This is a genomic window from Acidimicrobiales bacterium (genome assembly GCA_041394245.1).
Lineage (GTDB): Bacteria > Actinomycetota > Acidimicrobiia > Acidimicrobiales > Aldehydirespiratoraceae > JAJRXC01.
In genome coordinates this window covers 447787-464689 of record JAWKIR010000004.1, presented here as the reverse complement: position 1 = coordinate 464689, position 16903 = coordinate 447787, and the positions used below count along the sequence as shown (strand labels likewise).

Below are 16903 nucleotides of genomic sequence, written 5' to 3'. Positions count from 1 at the left end.
AGCCCCCGATGCCTGATCTCGTCAAACGACTCGCCAACGTGTTGAAGGTCGGCACCGTCGTCGGCGTCGCCGTCGGGGCCGTCCGTGCCCTGCGCGGGGCGAAGGCGCCCGAGGTCACCGGCCAGGCCAGTTGGCCGCCGCTGGTGGCGACGGTGTCGGCCGAGAAGCGGACCGGTCCCGTCCAGTTCGTGGCGGCGTCCACGCCCGCCCAGCGATGGGTCGAACCCGTCGACGGCGAATGCCCGCTGACCCATCCCATCAAGGGCAACGCCGACTCCGGCATCTTCCACGTGCCCGGCGGTCTGTCCTACGACCGCACGGTCCCCGAGCGCTGCTACGCCGCCGAATCCGACGCCGAAGCCGATGGTTTCCGCCGGGCGAAGCGGTAGCGACGCCACACCGGGTCAGACGCAGCGTTCGACGCGCACGGTTCGTTCGTCGAGCGGCGACACATCGGCACCACCGATGCGCGACGCCCAGTCGCCGAAGGCGCTCTCGACACCGTAGGTCTCCCCGTCCTCGGACTGGATGTCCCAGCGCATGCAGCTGCGACCGTCGGCCGTCCACACCACGAGCTGGTCACCGCCCCACTCGAAGTCGAGAATGAGCCCGACGCCCGTGAACAACGAGTCGATCAGGACCTGACCGCCCAACCCCGAGTAGACGATCTCACCGTCAGCCGGAGGAGGAGCGACGACGATCGCACCCTCCTCGGCGTCGTAGCGATCCGGAGAGATCACCTGCTCGCTCGTGATCGGAGGATCCTCGAGTGCCTCGTCGAGTGCCGCATTGCCGCCGGTGTCGATCAGGTGCTCGACGAACACCTCGCCGTACTCGTAGGGCGAGAGTTCGAGAAGGAGGAACGACAGCTCGAACTGGTTGAAGATCCCCGGGTCGCCGAAGCTGAACTCCTCGCGAGCGAGGTCGTCGCGCTCGGCGGCGCTCAGCGTCGCCTTCCACTCGGCTTCGACCCACGAGGCGCTCCCCTCCGCCACCGCGCGGAATCCCCACGCGACCTCGTCGGTTCGGTCGTCGTACTCGGGTCGGTCGAGGTCGAAGTGCTGATCATCGAATGCGTGGGTGAGTTCGTGGACGATGGTCGACTTGGTCAGCAGCGAGAGTTCGTCGCGCTGGCGAACGACGAGCTCGTCGGTCTCCGGGTCGTAGAAGCCGAGGATGCCGGCCTCGCCGAATCGGCCGTAGACCTCGTCGACGCTGTCGTCGGGCCCGATCAGGCCCATCGCCCGATAGGTGGCGTTGAGCATCACCAGGCCCTCCGGGTCCTCGGTGAGTTCCTGCGACAGATCGGCGCGAATCCGAGCGACGAACGTCGCCTCGCTGAGGGTGACGACCCTCGGTTCTGTGACGAACCGGCGGCCGCGGGTCGCTTCCACGAACGCGATCGCCTCGTCGACGAACGTCGCGAACTCGTCGAGGGACTCGTCGGCGACACCGCCGTCGGCGACCCCACCGTCGGAAGCCATCTCGTCGTCGGCCACCAGCGGCGACTCCTGTGCGCGCCCGTAGGCGACCACCACGGCGATGACCACGCAGAGGACACCGAGAACGACTCCGGTGATGAGTGCTTCGCGCCGCTCCATTCCGGAGGAGGGTAGCGAAGGCGGTCAGCTGACGGTGATCGCCCTCACGAAACGCACGTTGCTGTTGCTCCGCAGCGCGTCCTGCACGGCAGTGGGAACCGGTGCACTGGTGCACACGACCATCAGCGCCTCGACGCCGTCGCCGCTCTCGCCGATGTGCATGTTGGAGATGTTGATCCCGGCGTCGCCGAGGGTTGCGCCGACGACGCCGACCATCCCGGGCTGATCCTGGTTGCGGATGATGAGCATGTGGGGGCTCGGGTGGATGTCGAGGGCGTGGTTGTCGAGCTCGGAGATGCGGTGACTCTGGTCGAGGCCCGACAGGCGCCCGGAGACCGAATGACCCCCGCCGGAGATGCGGATCACGTTGACGTGGTCCTGCGCCGGCGCCGTGATGGTCCGGATCTCGACACCACGACCGGCGGCGACATCGAGGGCGTTCACATAGCTCACGGGTGTCCCGGTGTGCACCGACAGCAGACCCTTGATCGCGGAGAGCACCGCGATCCGGGTGTCGTCCTTGGAGATCGCGCCGCGGAGTTCGACGTCGATCGTGTCGGGGACGGTTGCGACGAGACCGCCGAAGATCGCGCCGAGATGTTCGGCCAGGGGAACGAAGGGCCGCAGGGTCTCGCTCACTTCGGCCGCATCGACATTGACCGCGAACGGCACGAACTCCCCCGCCAGCGCCAGGCCGACCTGCTCGGCGATCGTGACGCCGGCCTTGTCCTGCGCCTCTGCGGTGCTGGCGCCGAGGTGGGGGGTGACGACGATGCTCGGCACATCGAACAGCGGCGACTCGGTGGTCGGCTCGGTGGCGAACACGTCGATGGCCGCCCCGCCGATGCGACCCTCGCGGGCGGCTTCGGCCAGCGCGGCCTCGTCGATGATGCCACCGCGTGCCACATTGATGACTCGCAGGTTGGGCTTGGCCTTGGCGAGGAGCTCCTTGCCGATGAGCCCCGCCGTCTCGGGGGTCTTGGCCAGATGGAGGGTCAGGAAGTCGGCCGTGGACACGAGCGTTTCGAGATCGACGAGCTCGACATTGGCCTTCTTGGCCGCGTCGGCCGACACGAACGGGTCGTGGGCGATCAGCCGCATCCCGAAGGCTGCGGCGCGCTGGGCGACGAGGCTGCCGATCCGGCCGAGGCCGACGATGCCGAGTGTCTTGTCGGCGAGCTCCACGCCCTCCCACTTCGAGCGCTCCCAGCGACCGGCGACGAGCGCGGCGTGGGCCTGGGGCACATTGCGGGCCTGCGCGAGCAGGAGCGCCATCGTGTGTTCCGCAGCGGAGATGATGTTGGACTGCGGCGCATTGGCGACCATCACTCCAGCCGCGGTGGCGGCGGGGACGTCGACGTTGTCGAGCCCGATGCCCGCCCGTCCGACGACCATCAACGAGTCGGCTGCGGCCAGCACCTCGGCGGTCACCTGGGTGGCGGAACGGATGATGAGACCGTGGGCGCCGACGATCGCCTCGAGCAGCCCGGCCGGGTCGAGATCGAGCTGCACGTCGACATCGTGACCGGCCTCGCGGAGGCGGTCGAGGCCGGACTCGGCGATGGTTTCGGTCACCAGAATTCGAGACATGTCCGACATCCTCGCCGTAGGCCGACCCACCGCCAACTCGGTCGGCGGGTTATTCGTCACTCCCGGTCAGGCCACCGGGTCGAACCCGAGGATCCGGCCGAAGAACCGCAACTCGGCCTCGAGGGCGGCCACGATGTGGTCCGCCTTCCGGAACCCGTGCTGTTCGCCCTCGAACAGGAGGTACTCGACTTCGACCCCGTTGGCCCTCAGCGCGTCGACGATCATCTCCGACTGGTTCGGCGGCACGATCGCGTCCTCGTCGCCCTGGAGCACGATCATCGGGGCCCGCAGCCCGTCGACATGGTTGATCGGCGAACGCGCCTCGTAGACGGCCCTGGCCTCGGGATAGGGGCCCACCAGCGCGTCGAGGTACCGGGCTTCGAACTTGTGGGTGTCGGCGGCCAACGCCTCGAGATCGGCCACGCCGTAGCGACTGGCGCCGACCGCGAACACGTCGTGGAAGGCGAGCGCGCTGAGCACGGTGAAGCCGCCGGCGCTGCCACCCCGGATCATCAGACGATCCGGGTCGGCGTCGCCCCGACCGGCGAGGTGGGTCGCCGCGGCCACACAGTCCTCGACATCGGCGATGCCCCACTCGCCATCGAGGGCCTGCCGGAAGGAGCGGCCGTAGCCGGTCGACCCGCGATAGTCGACATCGACCACGGCGATCCCCCGGGAGGTCCAGTAGAGGATCGCCGTCTGGAGTTGGCGGCGCGCCTGCGCGGTGGGGCCGCCATGGGCGAGCACCAGCAGGGGCGGCTTCTCACCGGCGGGGCCGACGTGGCCGGGATTGGTCGGGGCGTAGAAGAGGCCATGGGCCGTTGCGCCGCCATCGGGCCCGGTGGGGAACGAGATCCATTCGGGCTCGACCAGCAGTCCCCGCTCGAAGCTCGGCGGTTTGCTCGGACGGATCACCTCGCGTCGCAGCGCACCCTCGCCCATGCGGAGCCGGATCACCTCGGGGTCGTGGTCGTACCCGGCACCGACCGCCACGATCCCGGCGGGACCGGCCGACAGCGACACGATCGACGAGTCGACGGTCGTGGTGGTCCGTCCGTCGACGATCAGTTCATCGCCGGTCGGCAGCCCCGCCACCGCCACGATGCGACCGTCGGCGACCGCCCACCGCTGCATGCCGAAAACCCACGGCGGCGTTGCGATCTCGAAGGGGCCGCCGAGCACCACCCGGAGCTGCCCCGAGGACACGTCGACCTCGTGCAGGTTCCACCATTCGTCGTCGTCGACGACCACCAGGAGCCGCGCGTCGTCCCAGCCCGGCTCGCAGAACGAACGGTCACCGTCGAGGACGAGGATCTCCTCGCCGAGACGACCCTCGTCGAACGAGTGGACGTGGAGCCGGGTGCGGGTCCACGGCATCTCGGGGTCGTCCCACGAGATGAAGGCGAGTCGGGTCCCGTCGCCGGAGATCCGGGGCGACGACACAAAGTCGCTCCCCTGCCAGAGCGACTCGACCGTGGCGCTGCCATCGGTGGGGATCACGGCGAGATCGTTGATCACGCCCTCGTCGGTGTGGCGCTCGCGGACACAGACGACCCACCGACCATCTGTCGTGACCACACCGTCGGCGAAACGGTGGGCCCTCGGCATGGGCGGCTCGTCGGTCAGGAAGGTGGCCGACCCGTCAGGGTCGACCCGACGCAGACGCTGGTCGACGAAGTCGACGTGGAAGAGCGCACCGCCGTGGACCCACCAACCCGCACCGCCGTATTCGTGGACGAGGGTCCGCACATTGGCATCGGCCGGTGTCACCTCGACCACCTCACCGTCGCGCCACCGCATGATGGCGGTCCGGCCACCCTCCTGCGGACGCGACTCGGCCCACCAGACGTCGGCGCCGTCGGCGGATGCTTCGCTGATCCCGACCGCGCCCTCGACGAGCGACGCCGCCGTGATCGGCGACGGCCACGCCCCATAGGGCGTCTCGATGGGTTCGTCGCTCAGGAGAGGAACTCCACGATGCGACCCACACCCTCGCCGAGATCGTCGTCGCCCAGGGCGAACGACAGGCGGGCGCCGCCGCCGACGCCGAATGCCTCGCCGGGAACGATCGCGACCTTGGCCTTCTCGAGGAGCAGATCGGCCAGTTCGAGTGTGGTGGTCGGGGTGACCCCGTCGTAGGTACGGCCCAGGACGCCCGAGAAGTCGGGGTAGGCGTAGAACGCACCCTGCGGCTCGGGACACACCACGCCGTCGATGCCACTGAGCATCGAGTACATGGTCGTGCGCCGGCGGTCGAACGCGTTCCGCATCTCCACCACGGCATCGAGCGGGCCCGACACCGCGGCGAGCGCGGCCATCTGCGCGACATTGCAGACATTGCTGGTGCAGTGCGACTGCAGGTTGGACGCCGCCTTGATGACGTCGGACGGACCGATCATCCAGCCGACCCGCCACCCGGTCATCGCGTAGGTCTTCGCCACGCCGTTGAGGATCACGCACTTGTCGCGGACCTCGGGCACGACGACGGGCAACGAGTGGAACTCGTTGTCGCCGTAGACCAGGTGTTCGTAGATCTCGTCGGTGATCACCCAGATGCCGTGTTCGACGGCCCAGTTGCCGATGGCCTCGATCTCGTCGCGGGAGTAGACGGCACCGGTCGGGTTCGACGGTGACACGAACACGAGGGCCTTCGTCTTGTCGGTGCGGGCCGCCTCGAGCTGCTCGACCGTCGCCCGGAATCCGTTGAGGGCAGTGGTGAGCACCGGCACGGTGACGCCACCCGAGAGCGCGATCGGCTCGGGGTAGGTGGTCCAGTAGGGCGCCGGGAGGATGACCTCGTCGCCGGGGTTCAGCAGCGCTTCGAAGGTGTTGTAGACCGCCTGCTTTCCGCCGTTGGTGACGAGGAAGTCGGCGGCCTCGCACGCGAACCCGCTGTCGCGCAGTGTCTTCGCCGCGAGGGCCTCCTTGAGCTCGGGAAGCCCCCCGACCGCGCTGTACTTGTGGTTGGCCGGGTTACGGCACGCGGCGACCGCGGCCTCCACGATGTGGTCGGGCGTGGCGAAGTCGGGTTCGCCGGCGCCGAAGCCGATGACGTTCTCGCCGGCCGCCTTCAACGCCTTCGCCTTGTTGGACACGGCGAGGGTTGCGGACGGGGCGATGGCGCCCACTCGGCGCGAGATTCGATCACTGCTCATGGGCACCGAGACTATGGATATTCCCGGGCGAAAGCGCGACGGTTTCTCGCATTTCCTGTCACCATGGCGAGCGTGAACACGACCCCCCAGAACGTGCCCGACATCACCATCCCCGCCGATCTGCTTCCGACCGACGGCCGCTTCGGCAGCGGACCCACGAAGGTGCGACCCGAGATCGCCCGGTCGCTCGCCGACCACGCGACCGACTACCTCGGCACCTCGCACCGCCAGCTTCCGGTCCAGCTGATGGTGGCCGAGGTCCGCAACGGCCTGGCCGAGCTCCTGCGAGCCCCCGACGGCTACGAGATCATCCTCGGCAACGGTGGCTCCACGGCATTCTGGGACTGCGCCACCTTCGGACTCATCGAGAACCGCAGCCACCATCTCGCGTTCGGCGAGTTCGGCGCCAAGTTCGCGTCCGGCATCGCGGCTGCGCCACACCTGGCCGAGCCGTCGATCCTCGAGTCCGAGCCCGGAACCCATCCGGCGCTCGAAGCGGTCGAGGGTGTCGATGCCTACTGCTACACCCACAACGAGACCTCGACCGGCGTCATGCTCGACCCCGTCCGGGTCGACGACCCCGACGCATTGATGCTCGTCGACGCGACCTCCGGCGCCGGCGGCCTGCATTTCGACGCGAGCGCGACCGACGTCTACTACTTCGCCCCCCAGAAGGCGCTCGCCGCCGACGGCGGGCTCTGGATCGCCATGGTCTCGCCGGCCGCGGTGGAGCGCATCGAGCGCATCGCCGCGTCGGATCGCTGGTGCCCGCCGTCGCTCGATCTCGCGATCGCGCTCGAGAACTCGCGCAAGGACCAGACCTACAACACTCCGGCCCTCGCCACGCTCTTCCTGACCGCCAAGACCGTCGGCTGGTTCAACGACAACGGCGGACTGTCCTGGTCCGCCGGCCGTTCGGCGGCGTCGGCCGAGATCCTCTACGGCTGGGCCGATGCGAGCGATGCGGCCACCCCGTTCGTGCAGATCGAGTCGCAACGCAGCAAGGTGGTCGCCACGATCGACTTCGACGAGTCGATCAGCGCCGACACGCTGTGCGACGTGTTGCGAGCCAACGGCATCGTCGACACCGGCGGCTATCGCAAGCTCGGCCGCAATCAGCTCCGTATCGGCATGTTCCCGGCGATCGAGCCCTCCGACATCGAAGCGCTCACCCACTGCCTGGACTATTGCGTGAGCGCCCTCAGCTGACCCCACCGTCCCTCGTTCTGTGAGCTTGAATGCCGCCGTCGGCGGCATTCAAGCTCACAGAACGGATCAGGGGGTGATGCCGATGCGGGCGACGGGTTCGGCGGCGCCGGCGCGGCGGCGGGCGCTCAGGTCGAGACCGTCGAGGACGGCATTGCGGAGATCTCGCGGGTCGATCAGTTCGTCGAATCCGAGCCCCGACGCGGAGCGATAGCTCGACTCCAGTTCGGCCTCACGCAGCGCGGCGCGGGTTTCGTCGTCGGCGCCCACGGCGTTGCCCGCTCCCTGCGCACCCATCGCGCCCATCGTCGCACCGGGGAACGCGTACGAGAGCGTCTGCTCGTCGTAGCCGTTCATCGCCATCACGCAGGAGCCGAACCCGTAGGCCTTACGCATCGTGATCTGGATCTTCACGGTTCGGGCGCGGGTCTGGGCGGTGAACATCCGCGCACCGGCGCGCAATATCCCCGTGCGCTCCGACGCCGTACCGGCGAGCACGCCCGGGTTGTCGGTCATGAACACCAGCGGCAGGTGGAAGCTGTCGCACACCTGGATGAAGTGGGCCGCCTTGTCGGCCGCGTCGACGTCGATCGAGCCGGCGATCACGGCCGGCTGGTTCGCCACCACCCCGACGGCATGACCGCCGACACGGGCCAGGGCGCACACGATCGAACGACCGAAATCGGGCTGAATCTGGAAGAAGCCACCACCGTCGACGACGCGGCTCACGGCCTGGCGCATGTCGTAGGCCTTGTTGCCGTCGCGGGGCACGACCTCGAGAAGATCGTCGAGGCGGCGACGCTCGAGATCGCCGGTGTCGGCCCACGGCGGGCGCTCCCACGCCGACGACCCGAAGAACGACAGATAGGTGCGGATGTCGGCGAGCAGCGAGGCGTCGTCGGCGGCGACATTGTGGATCACCCCGCTGGCGACGGCCACCCCCGGACCGCCCAGCTCGTGCTTGGTGACCTCCTCGCCGAGCGACGCGCGAACGACAGGAGGACCGGCCGTGAAGATCGCGGCGTCGCCGGTCATGACCGACCAGTCGCACAGCGGCGCGGTGATGGCACCGTGTCCGGCCGAGGAGCCCAACACGCCGCACACCATCGGCACGTAGCCCGAGAGTCGACCCTGTGCCTGGAGATCGCCGGGTCCACCACCACCGGGGTCGCCGGGCATCGGCGGTCGGTGACCGGCGCCCTCGAGCAGCATCACCAGCGGGATGCGCTCGCGCTTTGCGATGTCGGCGATGCGCCAGCGCTTCCGGCTCGCCGCCGGCCCGATCGATCCGCCCAGCGTGGTGAAGTCCTCGGCGCCGACGGCGACCGGCCGCCCGTCGACAGCGCCGACGCCGGCGACGAGCGCGTCGGCCGGCGCCCCACCACCGGCGAGCGTGCCGATCTCGGCGAAGCTCCCCGCGTCGAGCAGCGCATCGATTCGACCGCGGGCGTCGAGGCGGCCCTGCGCCCGGCGCGCCTCCACCTTCTCGGCCCCACCCATCTCGTGCGCGGCGGCGCGGCGGGCCGCGAGATCCTCGAGCGTCTCGCCCCAGTCGTTGCCTTCGGTCATCGGGCGGACCCTAGTTCGCGCTCAGAGAATCGTGAGAACCGCGATGTTCCAGCAGACCACGGCGAGATACCAACCCGTTGTGCCGGCCAGCGAGAGTTCGGCGATGCGCGACCCTCGGCAGCGGGTGAGCAGTGTGGCCACGATGACCAGCACGAGCCCTTTGAGCAGGGCGACGTGCCACAGGTTGTCGACCAGCGGTTGGACGAAGGGGTTGCGCTCTTCGCCGCCCCGGTCGAGCACCAGTGCCGTGGTGACGAGATCGAGAAGGTTGAGGACGATGAGCGACACGAACAACGCCCAGCGGGAGTCGCCGATGAGCGAACGCCACCGCTGCTGGGTCGACGAGGGCGCCTGCGCGCCGATTGCTTCCATTCGCACCCTGTCGACTCCCGTCCAGACCATCGCCACCTGGAACCTAGTCCATTCGACCCACCTGTCAATACTCAGGGTGGTCGGAAATCCCACTCTACGAAGTATCCCCAACGTCTCAGGACCGTGAACCGACGCCGACGGTCCATCCGAGCAGCGTCGCCATGGTCTCGGAGAGCTCACCACGCTCTACCCCCCACGACGCGAAACCGCTCTGATGCGCGCTCACATGGGCGAGCATCGTGGTGAGAATGCCGGCTGCCGCGCCGGGCGCAACACCGGGCGCCAGGCGCCCGGCCGCCTCGGCCCGCTCGGCGAGCTCCTGCAGGGCCAGAAACACGCCGTTGAGCAGGCGGATGCGCAGCGCACGGAACCGTTCGTCGCCCTCGATGGTGGCGAGATCGATCACCCGCAAGATCGCGGCGTGGTCGTCGAAGAACGTGAGGAAGCCCTCGGCCAACGCAGCGGGAGCCTCGATGCGGCGCCAATCGGGATCGGTGACGAGCGATCGCAACTCGTCGCTGCCGTTGTCCACCATGTCCTCTACGAGCGACAGGACCGCCGCCTCCACGTCGGGGAAGTACTGATAGAAGGTGGCCGGCGAGGTACCCGCAGCTCGGCTGATGTCGACCACCTTCAGGTCGCGAAACGGCACCTCGGTCAACAATGCGCGGGTCTCCTCGAGGAGGCGCTGCCTCGTGGCTCGGCCGCGCTTTCCCGGAAGCCGCCCATCGGCCGCTCGACCGTTCTGCGCCGTCGCCACACGCGCGTCGTCCATGCGCGGACCCTAATCGGCGGGCGCGACCGACGGTCAGCCGGGCGACGGGTCGGGTCGTGACACGAACTCGGACCGCAGGGAGGCCGAGTGTGCACCCGCCGGCGGAGCGGTCGGCGGGATCGGTCGGTGTCGGGGCTCCGCCACCGGCGCCCACTCCCCCTCGATCTCCACCACCCATCCCTCCCCTTGCCGACGGACGGGCGCCACGCCGTGCGGTCGGGCCGCCCACGCGGCGACCCGGGCCAGCGGCACTTCCACGACTGCCGCTCGATCACCGGCCAGGATGTCGGCGCCGTAGACCGCAGCGACCAACCCGGTGAGCGGATCGGCGACCGCATCGGCGACGAACATCGGCGGGTCGCCGGCCAGGAGCACCCCGCCGGCCACCGCGGCATCGTCACCGAACCCGACCCGGTCGGCCTCGGAGCCGGTGCGTCCATGTGCGGTGATCGACAACCAGCTCGTCCCCGACCTGACGATCTCGATGGGCCGGATCCCGATCGCGTCCATGGCGCGGGGCCTCGATCCCTCGATGACGAGATCGGCAGCCGCGATCAGTCGCCGCAGGAGGCCGATGTCGTCGCGATCGCGGAGATCGATGGCAAGGCACTCCTTACCCGTGTTGACGAGGTCGTAGAACGCGGCGGCGCCGGCCCGGGCGCCGTCGGGGCGCGACCGGCCTTCGACCTTGATCACGCGGGCACCACCGAGCCGCAGGAGGCTCGCTGCGAGTGGCCCGGCCCACAACGACGTGAGATCGACGACGAGCGGGGTCGCGGTCGGCTTGCGCGACGGCCCGCGGGCGAGCTCTCGACCGGGCGCGGCGGGCGGAGCCTCGGTGGTCGGCGAGCCGACGGCGAGACCCAACAGCGTCGCCTGTTCGACGACGTCGACCACCCGCATCGACCGCAGGCCCGACTCGATCGAAGGCCAGTCGTCGGGTGCCACCGATCGCGACACCAGAGCGGGCAGCGCCGCCACGTCCTCGCGTCGGGGAAGGTTCAGGGCCAGCCAGCCGTCGGCCGCCCGTACGAACCGGGCCGAACCACCGACCGAGACCGATCCGTTGCGGGTCATGCCGGTGATGGCGGCGCGCTCACCGAGCAGCGCCGGCCCGTCGATGTCGACACGACGGCCCCACCGCGCGGTCTGGACCGCGAGGTCGGCCGCTGCCGCGTGCGCCGTCGCCGCCAACGAGGCGGGCCCGGCCGACGGAGCGCCCTCGGCCGGGCCGGTGAGAGCCATGGCGCCGCTCTCGGCCCACATGACCAGATCCCGCGTCGTCCGCTCGGTGCCGCCGACGCTCCGCTTCATGCGGCCGACGCTAGCGCGGACCCATGACCACCGGACCGGTTGGCTCAAGTCCACTCCCACGCCCCATACTGTGGGCATCGCGTCGATCGGATTCGGCGCGGACCCGACTTGTCCCGAGGAGAATTCACATGGTCGAGCTCAAGCCCGGTGCCCGTTTCCAGAGCACCGTCTGCACGACGGAGGTCATCGTCGTGAAGGGGTCCGGCGAGGCCGCACTCACCTGCGGCGGGGCCGACATGGTGCCGGCCGGCACGGGCGAGGTTTCGGGCGAGCCGGCAGCCGATGCGGCGGAAGGCACCCTTCTCGGCAAGCGCTACTCCGACGAGGGCGACACCATCGAGCTCCTGGCCACCAAGGCGGGGGCGGGCTCCATGGCCGTGGACGGCGCTCCGCTCGCCGTCGCCCAGGCGAAGACGCTGCCTGCGTCCGACTGACGACGACGATCGCGCCAGGACGCCTTCATGAATCTGATGATGCTGCTCGAGATGGCAGCCAACGGTTTGGAGGATCGCGTCGCCGTCGGTTCCCTGGACGACGGAATCAGCTATCGCCGACTCTTCGAGCAGGCCGGTGAGGCTGCCGCTCGTTTCCGTGCCGACCCCGGCGGGCGGGTCGTGCTGTGCGACGAGTCGAGTCCCGCGGTACCGGTCGCGCTCTTCGGCGCTGCGTGGGCCGGTATGCCCTACGTGCCGCTCAACTACCGGCTGCCCGACGACGACCTGCGGGCCCTCGCCGACCGAAGCGCCCCCGGTGTCGCCATCGGCGACGACTCCGGCGCCGCCCGCATACGCGGCATCGACGGATTGACCGCGATCACCCGCGACGATTTCATCGCCGACTGCGCCGGTGGCGCACCGGCGGCCGTGCCCGGCGACTGGTCGATGGACCCCGAGGAAATCGCCGTCCTGCTCTTCACCAGCGGCACCACCGGTGCGCCCAAGTCGGCGGTCCTGCGCCACAAGCACCTCGTCTCCTACATCCTCGGTTCCGTCGAGTTCATGGGAGCGGGCGAGGACGAGGCGACGATCGTGAGCGTGCCGCCGTATCACGTCGCCGGCGTCTCGGCGATGCTGTCGTCGGTCTACGCCGGCCGCCGGATCGTGCAGCTGCCCAAGTTCGATCCCGACGCGTGGATCGACACCGTCGAGGCCGAGGGTGTCACCCACGCGATGGTCGTTCCCACCATGCTGTCGCGAATCGTCGAAGCGCTCGATGCCCGCGGCGGCGAACCGCTTCTGGGAGTGCGGGCGCTCTCCTACGGCGGCGGGAAGATGCCCGAACCGGTCATACGTCGAGCGCTCGAGCTCTTTCCGATCACCAACTTCGTCAACGCCTACGGCCTGACCGAGACGAGTTCGACGATCGCGCTGCTCGGTCCCGACGACCACCGGATCGCCCAGTACAGCGAAGATGAAGGCGAGCGAGCACGACTCAAGTCGGCCGGACGCCCTCTCCCGGGGGTCGAGGTCTCGATCCGCGACGACGACTTCAACGAGCTTCCCGTCGGCGAGGTCGGCGAGATCTTCGTCAGAGGTGAGCAGGTGTCGGGCGAGTATCTCGAGAAGGGCTCGCTGCTCGACAACGACGGCTGGTTCCCGACCCGCGATGGCGGCTACATCGACGAGGGCGGCTACCTGTTCGTGCAGGGCCGCAACGACGACGTCATCATCCGCGGCGGCGAGAACATGTCCCCGGGCGAGATCGAGGACGTCCTCCTCACCGACCCGCGGGTCAAGGAAGCCGCCGCGATCGGTGTGCCCGACACCGAGTGGGGCGAGAAGGTCGTCGCGGTCGTCGTGCGCAACAGCGAATGCCCCGAGTCGGAGCTGCGGGAGCTGGTCCGCTCACGGCTGCGCTCCAGCCGCGTGCCGGCTCATGTCGTCTTCGTCGACGAGCTGCCCTACAACGACACGGGCAAGCTGCTCCGTCGGGTGCTGCGCCAAGACCACGCCCATCTCGGCGACGACCCGACCGACTGACATGGGTGTCGAGCGCTGGTCGGGTTCCGAGGCCCGGGCTGCGCTCGCGAATCCCGATCTCGACCGGCTCGTCGGCGTCGCCCGGGGTGTCGCCGGTGTCGTGGTCGATCTCGACGACGACCCCGGAGCCGACATCGCCGCCGCGTTCACCCGGTTGCCCGTGGTTGCGGTCGGCCACGGGTCGGTTCCCGCTGCGGCGTGGGACATCGCCACGACCGACCCCGACCCCGTCGTGGCGGGGATCGACGCGTCGCCGATCGCCGCCGTGGTCGCCGCCCAGACGCTGCGGCTGACTGCGTCGCTGTCGACACACGATGGCCTCCAGGTCGAATCGCTCGCCTACGCGACGCTGCAAGCCGGTGCGGAGTTCCGAGCCTGGGTCGAACGCCAGGGCCGCAAGGTCCGCAACGACGACGCACCACGACTCGTGGTCACCGACGACGGCGACACCGCCACGATCACGCTCGACCGACCCCGGCTCCGCAATCTGCTCGATGCCCGCATGCGTGACGAACTCGTCGACGCGCTCCGGGTGCTGGCCCTGGATCCGGACCGCCCGATCCGCATCGTCGGTGCCGGCCCGGCGTTCTGCGCCGGCGGCGACCCCGCCGAGTTCGGCACGGTCGCCGACGCAGCCGTCGCCCACACCATCCGCTCGAGCGCCAACGTGGCCCCGTGGCTCGCGGCAGTCGCCGACCGGACCGCCGCGTTCGTGCACGGACCCTGCGTCGGCGCCGGTGTCGAGCTCGCCGCGTTCTGCCATCGCGTCACGGCATCCGACGACGCGCGCTTCCGGCTGCCCGAGACCCGCATGGGACTCATGCCGGGCGCCGGCGGGACGGTCAGCATCCCTCGCCGGATCGGCCGTCAACGCACACTCGAGTGGCTGCTCCGCGATGTCGAGATCGACGCCGCCACCGCCCACGAGTGGGGTCTGGTCGACGACATCGACTGACCGGCGTCGCACGAGGGAGGGCCGAATGGCCCATCAACACGTCGCCCGAAGCTGTCGATCCGACGGGTGAGTCCAGTCCGCAGCGAGAGAAGCCTCCCAATGCACATCCATCCCATCCTCCTCGCGTTCGTCGAGTCACGGCTTCGCAGTGACCGCGGCGCCAGCCTCGTCGAATACGCGCTCCTGCTCGCGCTGATCGCGATGGTCTGCATCGCGGCCGTGACGGCGCTCGGCGAAACCACGTCGGCGTCGTTCTCCGAGGCCGTCTCCGAACTCGGCTGAGCTCCCGCTACTTGCGGGAGAAGCTTCCGCGCAGGTTGGAGTTCTCGTAGCCCGCCGGCACTGCACCAGTGGTGGCGTAGAGGTAGAGCGCGGTCTGGAAGACCGCATTGAGCGCAGTGAGCACCACGATCACGAGCGCGACGTAGAAGACGGCGATGACGATGCCCGCAACGAGTGCGGGCCCGCCGAGGGCGCCGGTGAGCGCGACCACGATCACCGCGGGGATCATGGCCACCATCCCGAGCACGCCGAAACCCACCCGGGCCGCGAGGTTCTCGCCCCAGGTCTCCTTCAGCAGCGAGCCGGACCGCTTCAGGCCGTCGATCGCGGAGTGCTCGTCGATCACGATCGCAGGGACGACGAGGAAGGTGACGACCTCCCATGCCGCACCCGCCAGCCGGAGGACGAACGCGCCGAGGAACCCGGCCCGGTCGCGCACTGCCTGCAGGATCAGGCCGACGGTGCCGGTGAGCAGCGCCCACGGCAGCAGACCTCCGAGACGAGACATCGCCCGACGCATCGCCGAACTGACCGTCGGATCACCGCCCGACATGCGCTCGTGGGCGCCGGCCACGAGCGCGCCGTTGAAGAACACGCTGATCACGCTCATCGCGAGCGCAGCGACGATGCCGATGAGGGCGAGCGCCGGACTCGCGGTGTCCTCACCCGAGCCGGTGTCGAGCAGGGCGATCGTCGGAACCAGCAGCGCCGCGAGCACGACCAGTGCGGAGACGAACGACAGCAGCGGGATGACGAGCAGTTCCCGGTCCTGTCGCAGCACCCCCCACGAGACCTTCGCCAGTTCCCATGTGTTCGCAATCCTGCCCATCGGCCCGAGGGTAGCCGTCGGCCGGCGACTAGCGCGGCTCTCTGGGTAGCCCGAGGACCCGTTCGCCGATCACATTGCGCTGGACCTGGTTGGAACCGCCGTAGATCGTGTGGGCCCGGCTGTACAGGAAGGTGCGCTGTTCCTTGTCGATCGGGTACTCGGGATGGTCGCCGTCGCCGTCGATGCCGTGACCGGTGTGGGCGCCCTCGTCGCCGACCATGCCGGCGGCCCCCTTCACCTGCATCAGGAGCTCGCCCATGCGTCGATGCCACCCGGCCCAGAAGAGCTTTCCGATCGACATCTCGGGGCCGGGGACGCCGTCGCTCGTGAGGGCGGTCAACATCCGGAGCTGGTTGTAGCGCAGCACCTCGAGGCGGATGTAGCTCTCCATCAGTTCCTGACGAAGCACCGGATCGTCCCAGCGCCCGTTGGCTTTCGCCAGGGCGATCATGTCGTCGTATTCCTGACGGAACGACACCTGCTGGCCGAGTGTCGATGCGCCACGCTCGAACGCCAGCGTGCCCATCGCCACCTTCCAGCCGTTGCCCACGCCACCGACGACCATCGACTCGTCGGTGACTGCGTCGCTGAAGAACGTCTCGTTGAACTCGCTGCCACCGGTGATCTGCACGATCGGTCGGATCTCGACGCCGGGCTGATCCATCGGAACGAGGAGGTAGCTGAGTCCCTGGTGGCGTTCGGAGCCCGGTTCGGTGCGCGCCACGACGAAGGCGTGGTCGGCGTACTGGGCGAGCGATGTCCACACCTTCTGGCCGTTGATCACCCACTGGCCGTCGACGAGCTCGGCCCGGGTCTTCACGTTGGCGAGATCCGACCCGGCGTCGGGTTCGCTGTAACCCTGGCACCACATCTCCTCGCCCGAGAGGATCTTGGGCACGAATCGACGCTGCAACGCCTCGTCGCCGAACGCCATGATCGTCGGGCCCAGCAACGTCACCCCCATGTTGGGCAGGCGCCCCGGGGCCCTCGCCTCGACATAGGTCTTGAAGAAGACGACCTGCTCGGCGAGCGAACAACCTCGTCCGCCGATCCACTCGGGGAAGTCGATGCCGAGCCAACCGCCCGTCGCGAGTTCGCGTTCCCACTCGAGTTGCACCTCGACCGGGATGTCCTCGTGTCCCGTGAGGCCCTTGCCCCTCCAGCGGGCGAACTCGCCGACGACGTGCTCGTCGAGCCAGGTGCGGACCTCGTCCTGGAATGATTCGAGCGAGGGATCGAGCCGGACGTCCATGGCGGTGCAGCGTAGCGAGCCTCG

At 69.3% G+C, this 16903-nt stretch carries 16 protein-coding genes; 6 read left to right on the top strand and 10 right to left on the bottom strand.

The genetic code is table 11. The annotated features are described in order from the left end of the window. The first annotated feature begins 8 nt into the window (after positions 1-8). Positions 9-389: a hypothetical protein gene (locus R2707_21025; protein ID MEZ5247585.1), complete on the top strand. Its 381-nt coding sequence runs from the start codon at positions 9-11 to the stop codon at positions 387-389. A gap of 15 nt (positions 390-404) precedes the next feature. Here the strand turns inward: R2707_21025 and R2707_21020 are convergent, their stop codons facing one another. The 4 genes from R2707_21020 to R2707_21005 form a co-directional block, all read right to left on the bottom strand. Then, positions 405-1601, bottom strand: a complete 1197-nt coding sequence (locus tag R2707_21020; GenBank protein MEZ5247584.1) for a hypothetical protein — start codon at positions 1599-1601, stop codon at positions 405-407. Positions 1602-1625: 24 nt separating this feature from the next. Next, on the bottom strand, positions 1626-3191 hold the full coding sequence (gene serA / locus R2707_21015; GenBank protein ID MEZ5247583.1) for a phosphoglycerate dehydrogenase: 1566 nt from the start codon (positions 3189-3191) through the stop codon (positions 1626-1628). 66 nt (positions 3192-3257) lie between these two features. After that, positions 3258-4991 carry a S9 family peptidase gene (locus tag R2707_21010; protein ID MEZ5247582.1) on the bottom strand — a complete coding sequence of 578 codons (1734 nt, stop codon included), beginning with the start codon at positions 4989-4991 and terminating at the stop codon, positions 3258-3260. Between the two features lie 158 nt (positions 4992-5149). Then, positions 5150-6346, bottom strand: a complete 1197-nt coding sequence (locus R2707_21005; protein ID MEZ5247581.1) for a pyridoxal phosphate-dependent aminotransferase — start codon at positions 6344-6346, stop codon at positions 5150-5152. Positions 6347-6418: 72 nt separating this feature from the next. Between R2707_21005 and serC the strand changes: the two genes are divergently transcribed. Beyond that, the gene (gene serC / locus R2707_21000) at positions 6419-7555 is read left to right on the top strand and encodes a phosphoserine transaminase (protein MEZ5247580.1); all 1137 of its coding nucleotides are present in this window, start codon (positions 6419-6421) and stop codon (positions 7553-7555) included. 66 nt (positions 7556-7621) lie between these two features. On the opposite strand, the gene R2707_20995 is transcribed toward serC, so the two are convergent. The 4 genes from R2707_20995 to R2707_20980 all read right to left on the bottom strand — a co-directional run bounded on the left by R2707_20995 (position 7622) and on the right by R2707_20980 (position 11582). Next, on the bottom strand, positions 7622-9121 hold the full coding sequence (locus tag R2707_20995) for a carboxyl transferase domain-containing protein (GenBank protein ID MEZ5247579.1): 1500 nt from the start codon (positions 9119-9121) through the stop codon (positions 7622-7624). Positions 9122-9142: 21 nt separating this feature from the next. Beyond that, the gene (locus R2707_20990) at positions 9143-9493 is read right to left on the bottom strand and encodes a DUF5658 family protein (GenBank protein MEZ5247578.1); all 351 of its coding nucleotides are present in this window, start codon (positions 9491-9493) and stop codon (positions 9143-9145) included. 115 nt (positions 9494-9608) lie between these two features. Beyond that, positions 9609-10268 (bottom strand): TetR family transcriptional regulator, encoded by a 660-nt coding sequence (locus R2707_20985; GenBank protein MEZ5247577.1) that lies wholly within the window; start codon positions 10266-10268, stop codon positions 9609-9611. A 33-nt stretch (positions 10269-10301) separates the two neighbouring features. Continuing rightward, positions 10302-11582 carry a CoA transferase gene (locus R2707_20980; protein ID MEZ5247576.1) on the bottom strand — a complete coding sequence of 427 codons (1281 nt, stop codon included), beginning with the start codon at positions 11580-11582 and terminating at the stop codon, positions 10302-10304. A gap of 128 nt (positions 11583-11710) precedes the next feature. Between R2707_20980 and R2707_20975 the strand changes: the two genes are divergently transcribed. From R2707_20975 to R2707_20960, 4 genes are all read left to right on the top strand, one after another. Next, positions 11711-12016: a hypothetical protein gene (locus tag R2707_20975; protein MEZ5247575.1), complete on the top strand. Its 306-nt coding sequence runs from the start codon at positions 11711-11713 to the stop codon at positions 12014-12016. A 27-nt stretch (positions 12017-12043) separates the two neighbouring features. Beyond that, positions 12044-13561: a class I adenylate-forming enzyme family protein gene (locus R2707_20970; GenBank protein MEZ5247574.1), complete on the top strand. Its 1518-nt coding sequence runs from the start codon at positions 12044-12046 to the stop codon at positions 13559-13561. A 1-nt stretch (position 13562) separates the two neighbouring features. Beyond that, a complete protein-coding gene (locus tag R2707_20965) occupies positions 13563-14516 on the top strand; it encodes an enoyl-CoA hydratase/isomerase family protein (protein MEZ5247573.1) in 954 nt (317 codons plus the stop codon). Between the two features lie 99 nt (positions 14517-14615). After that, entirely contained in the window at positions 14616-14798 is a 183-nt protein-coding gene (locus tag R2707_20960) for a Flp family type IVb pilin (GenBank protein MEZ5247572.1), read from the top strand. Positions 14799-14805: 7 nt separating this feature from the next. On the opposite strand, the gene R2707_20955 is transcribed toward R2707_20960, so the two are convergent. Together R2707_20955 and R2707_20950 are read right to left on the bottom strand one after the other, a co-directional pair. Further along, entirely contained in the window at positions 14806-15627 is an 822-nt protein-coding gene (locus R2707_20955; protein MEZ5247571.1) for a DUF6159 family protein, read from the bottom strand. 28 nt (positions 15628-15655) lie between these two features. Continuing rightward, entirely contained in the window at positions 15656-16879 is a 1224-nt protein-coding gene (locus R2707_20950) for an acyl-CoA dehydrogenase family protein (GenBank protein ID MEZ5247570.1), read from the bottom strand. Positions 16880-16903 lie beyond the last annotated feature (24 nt).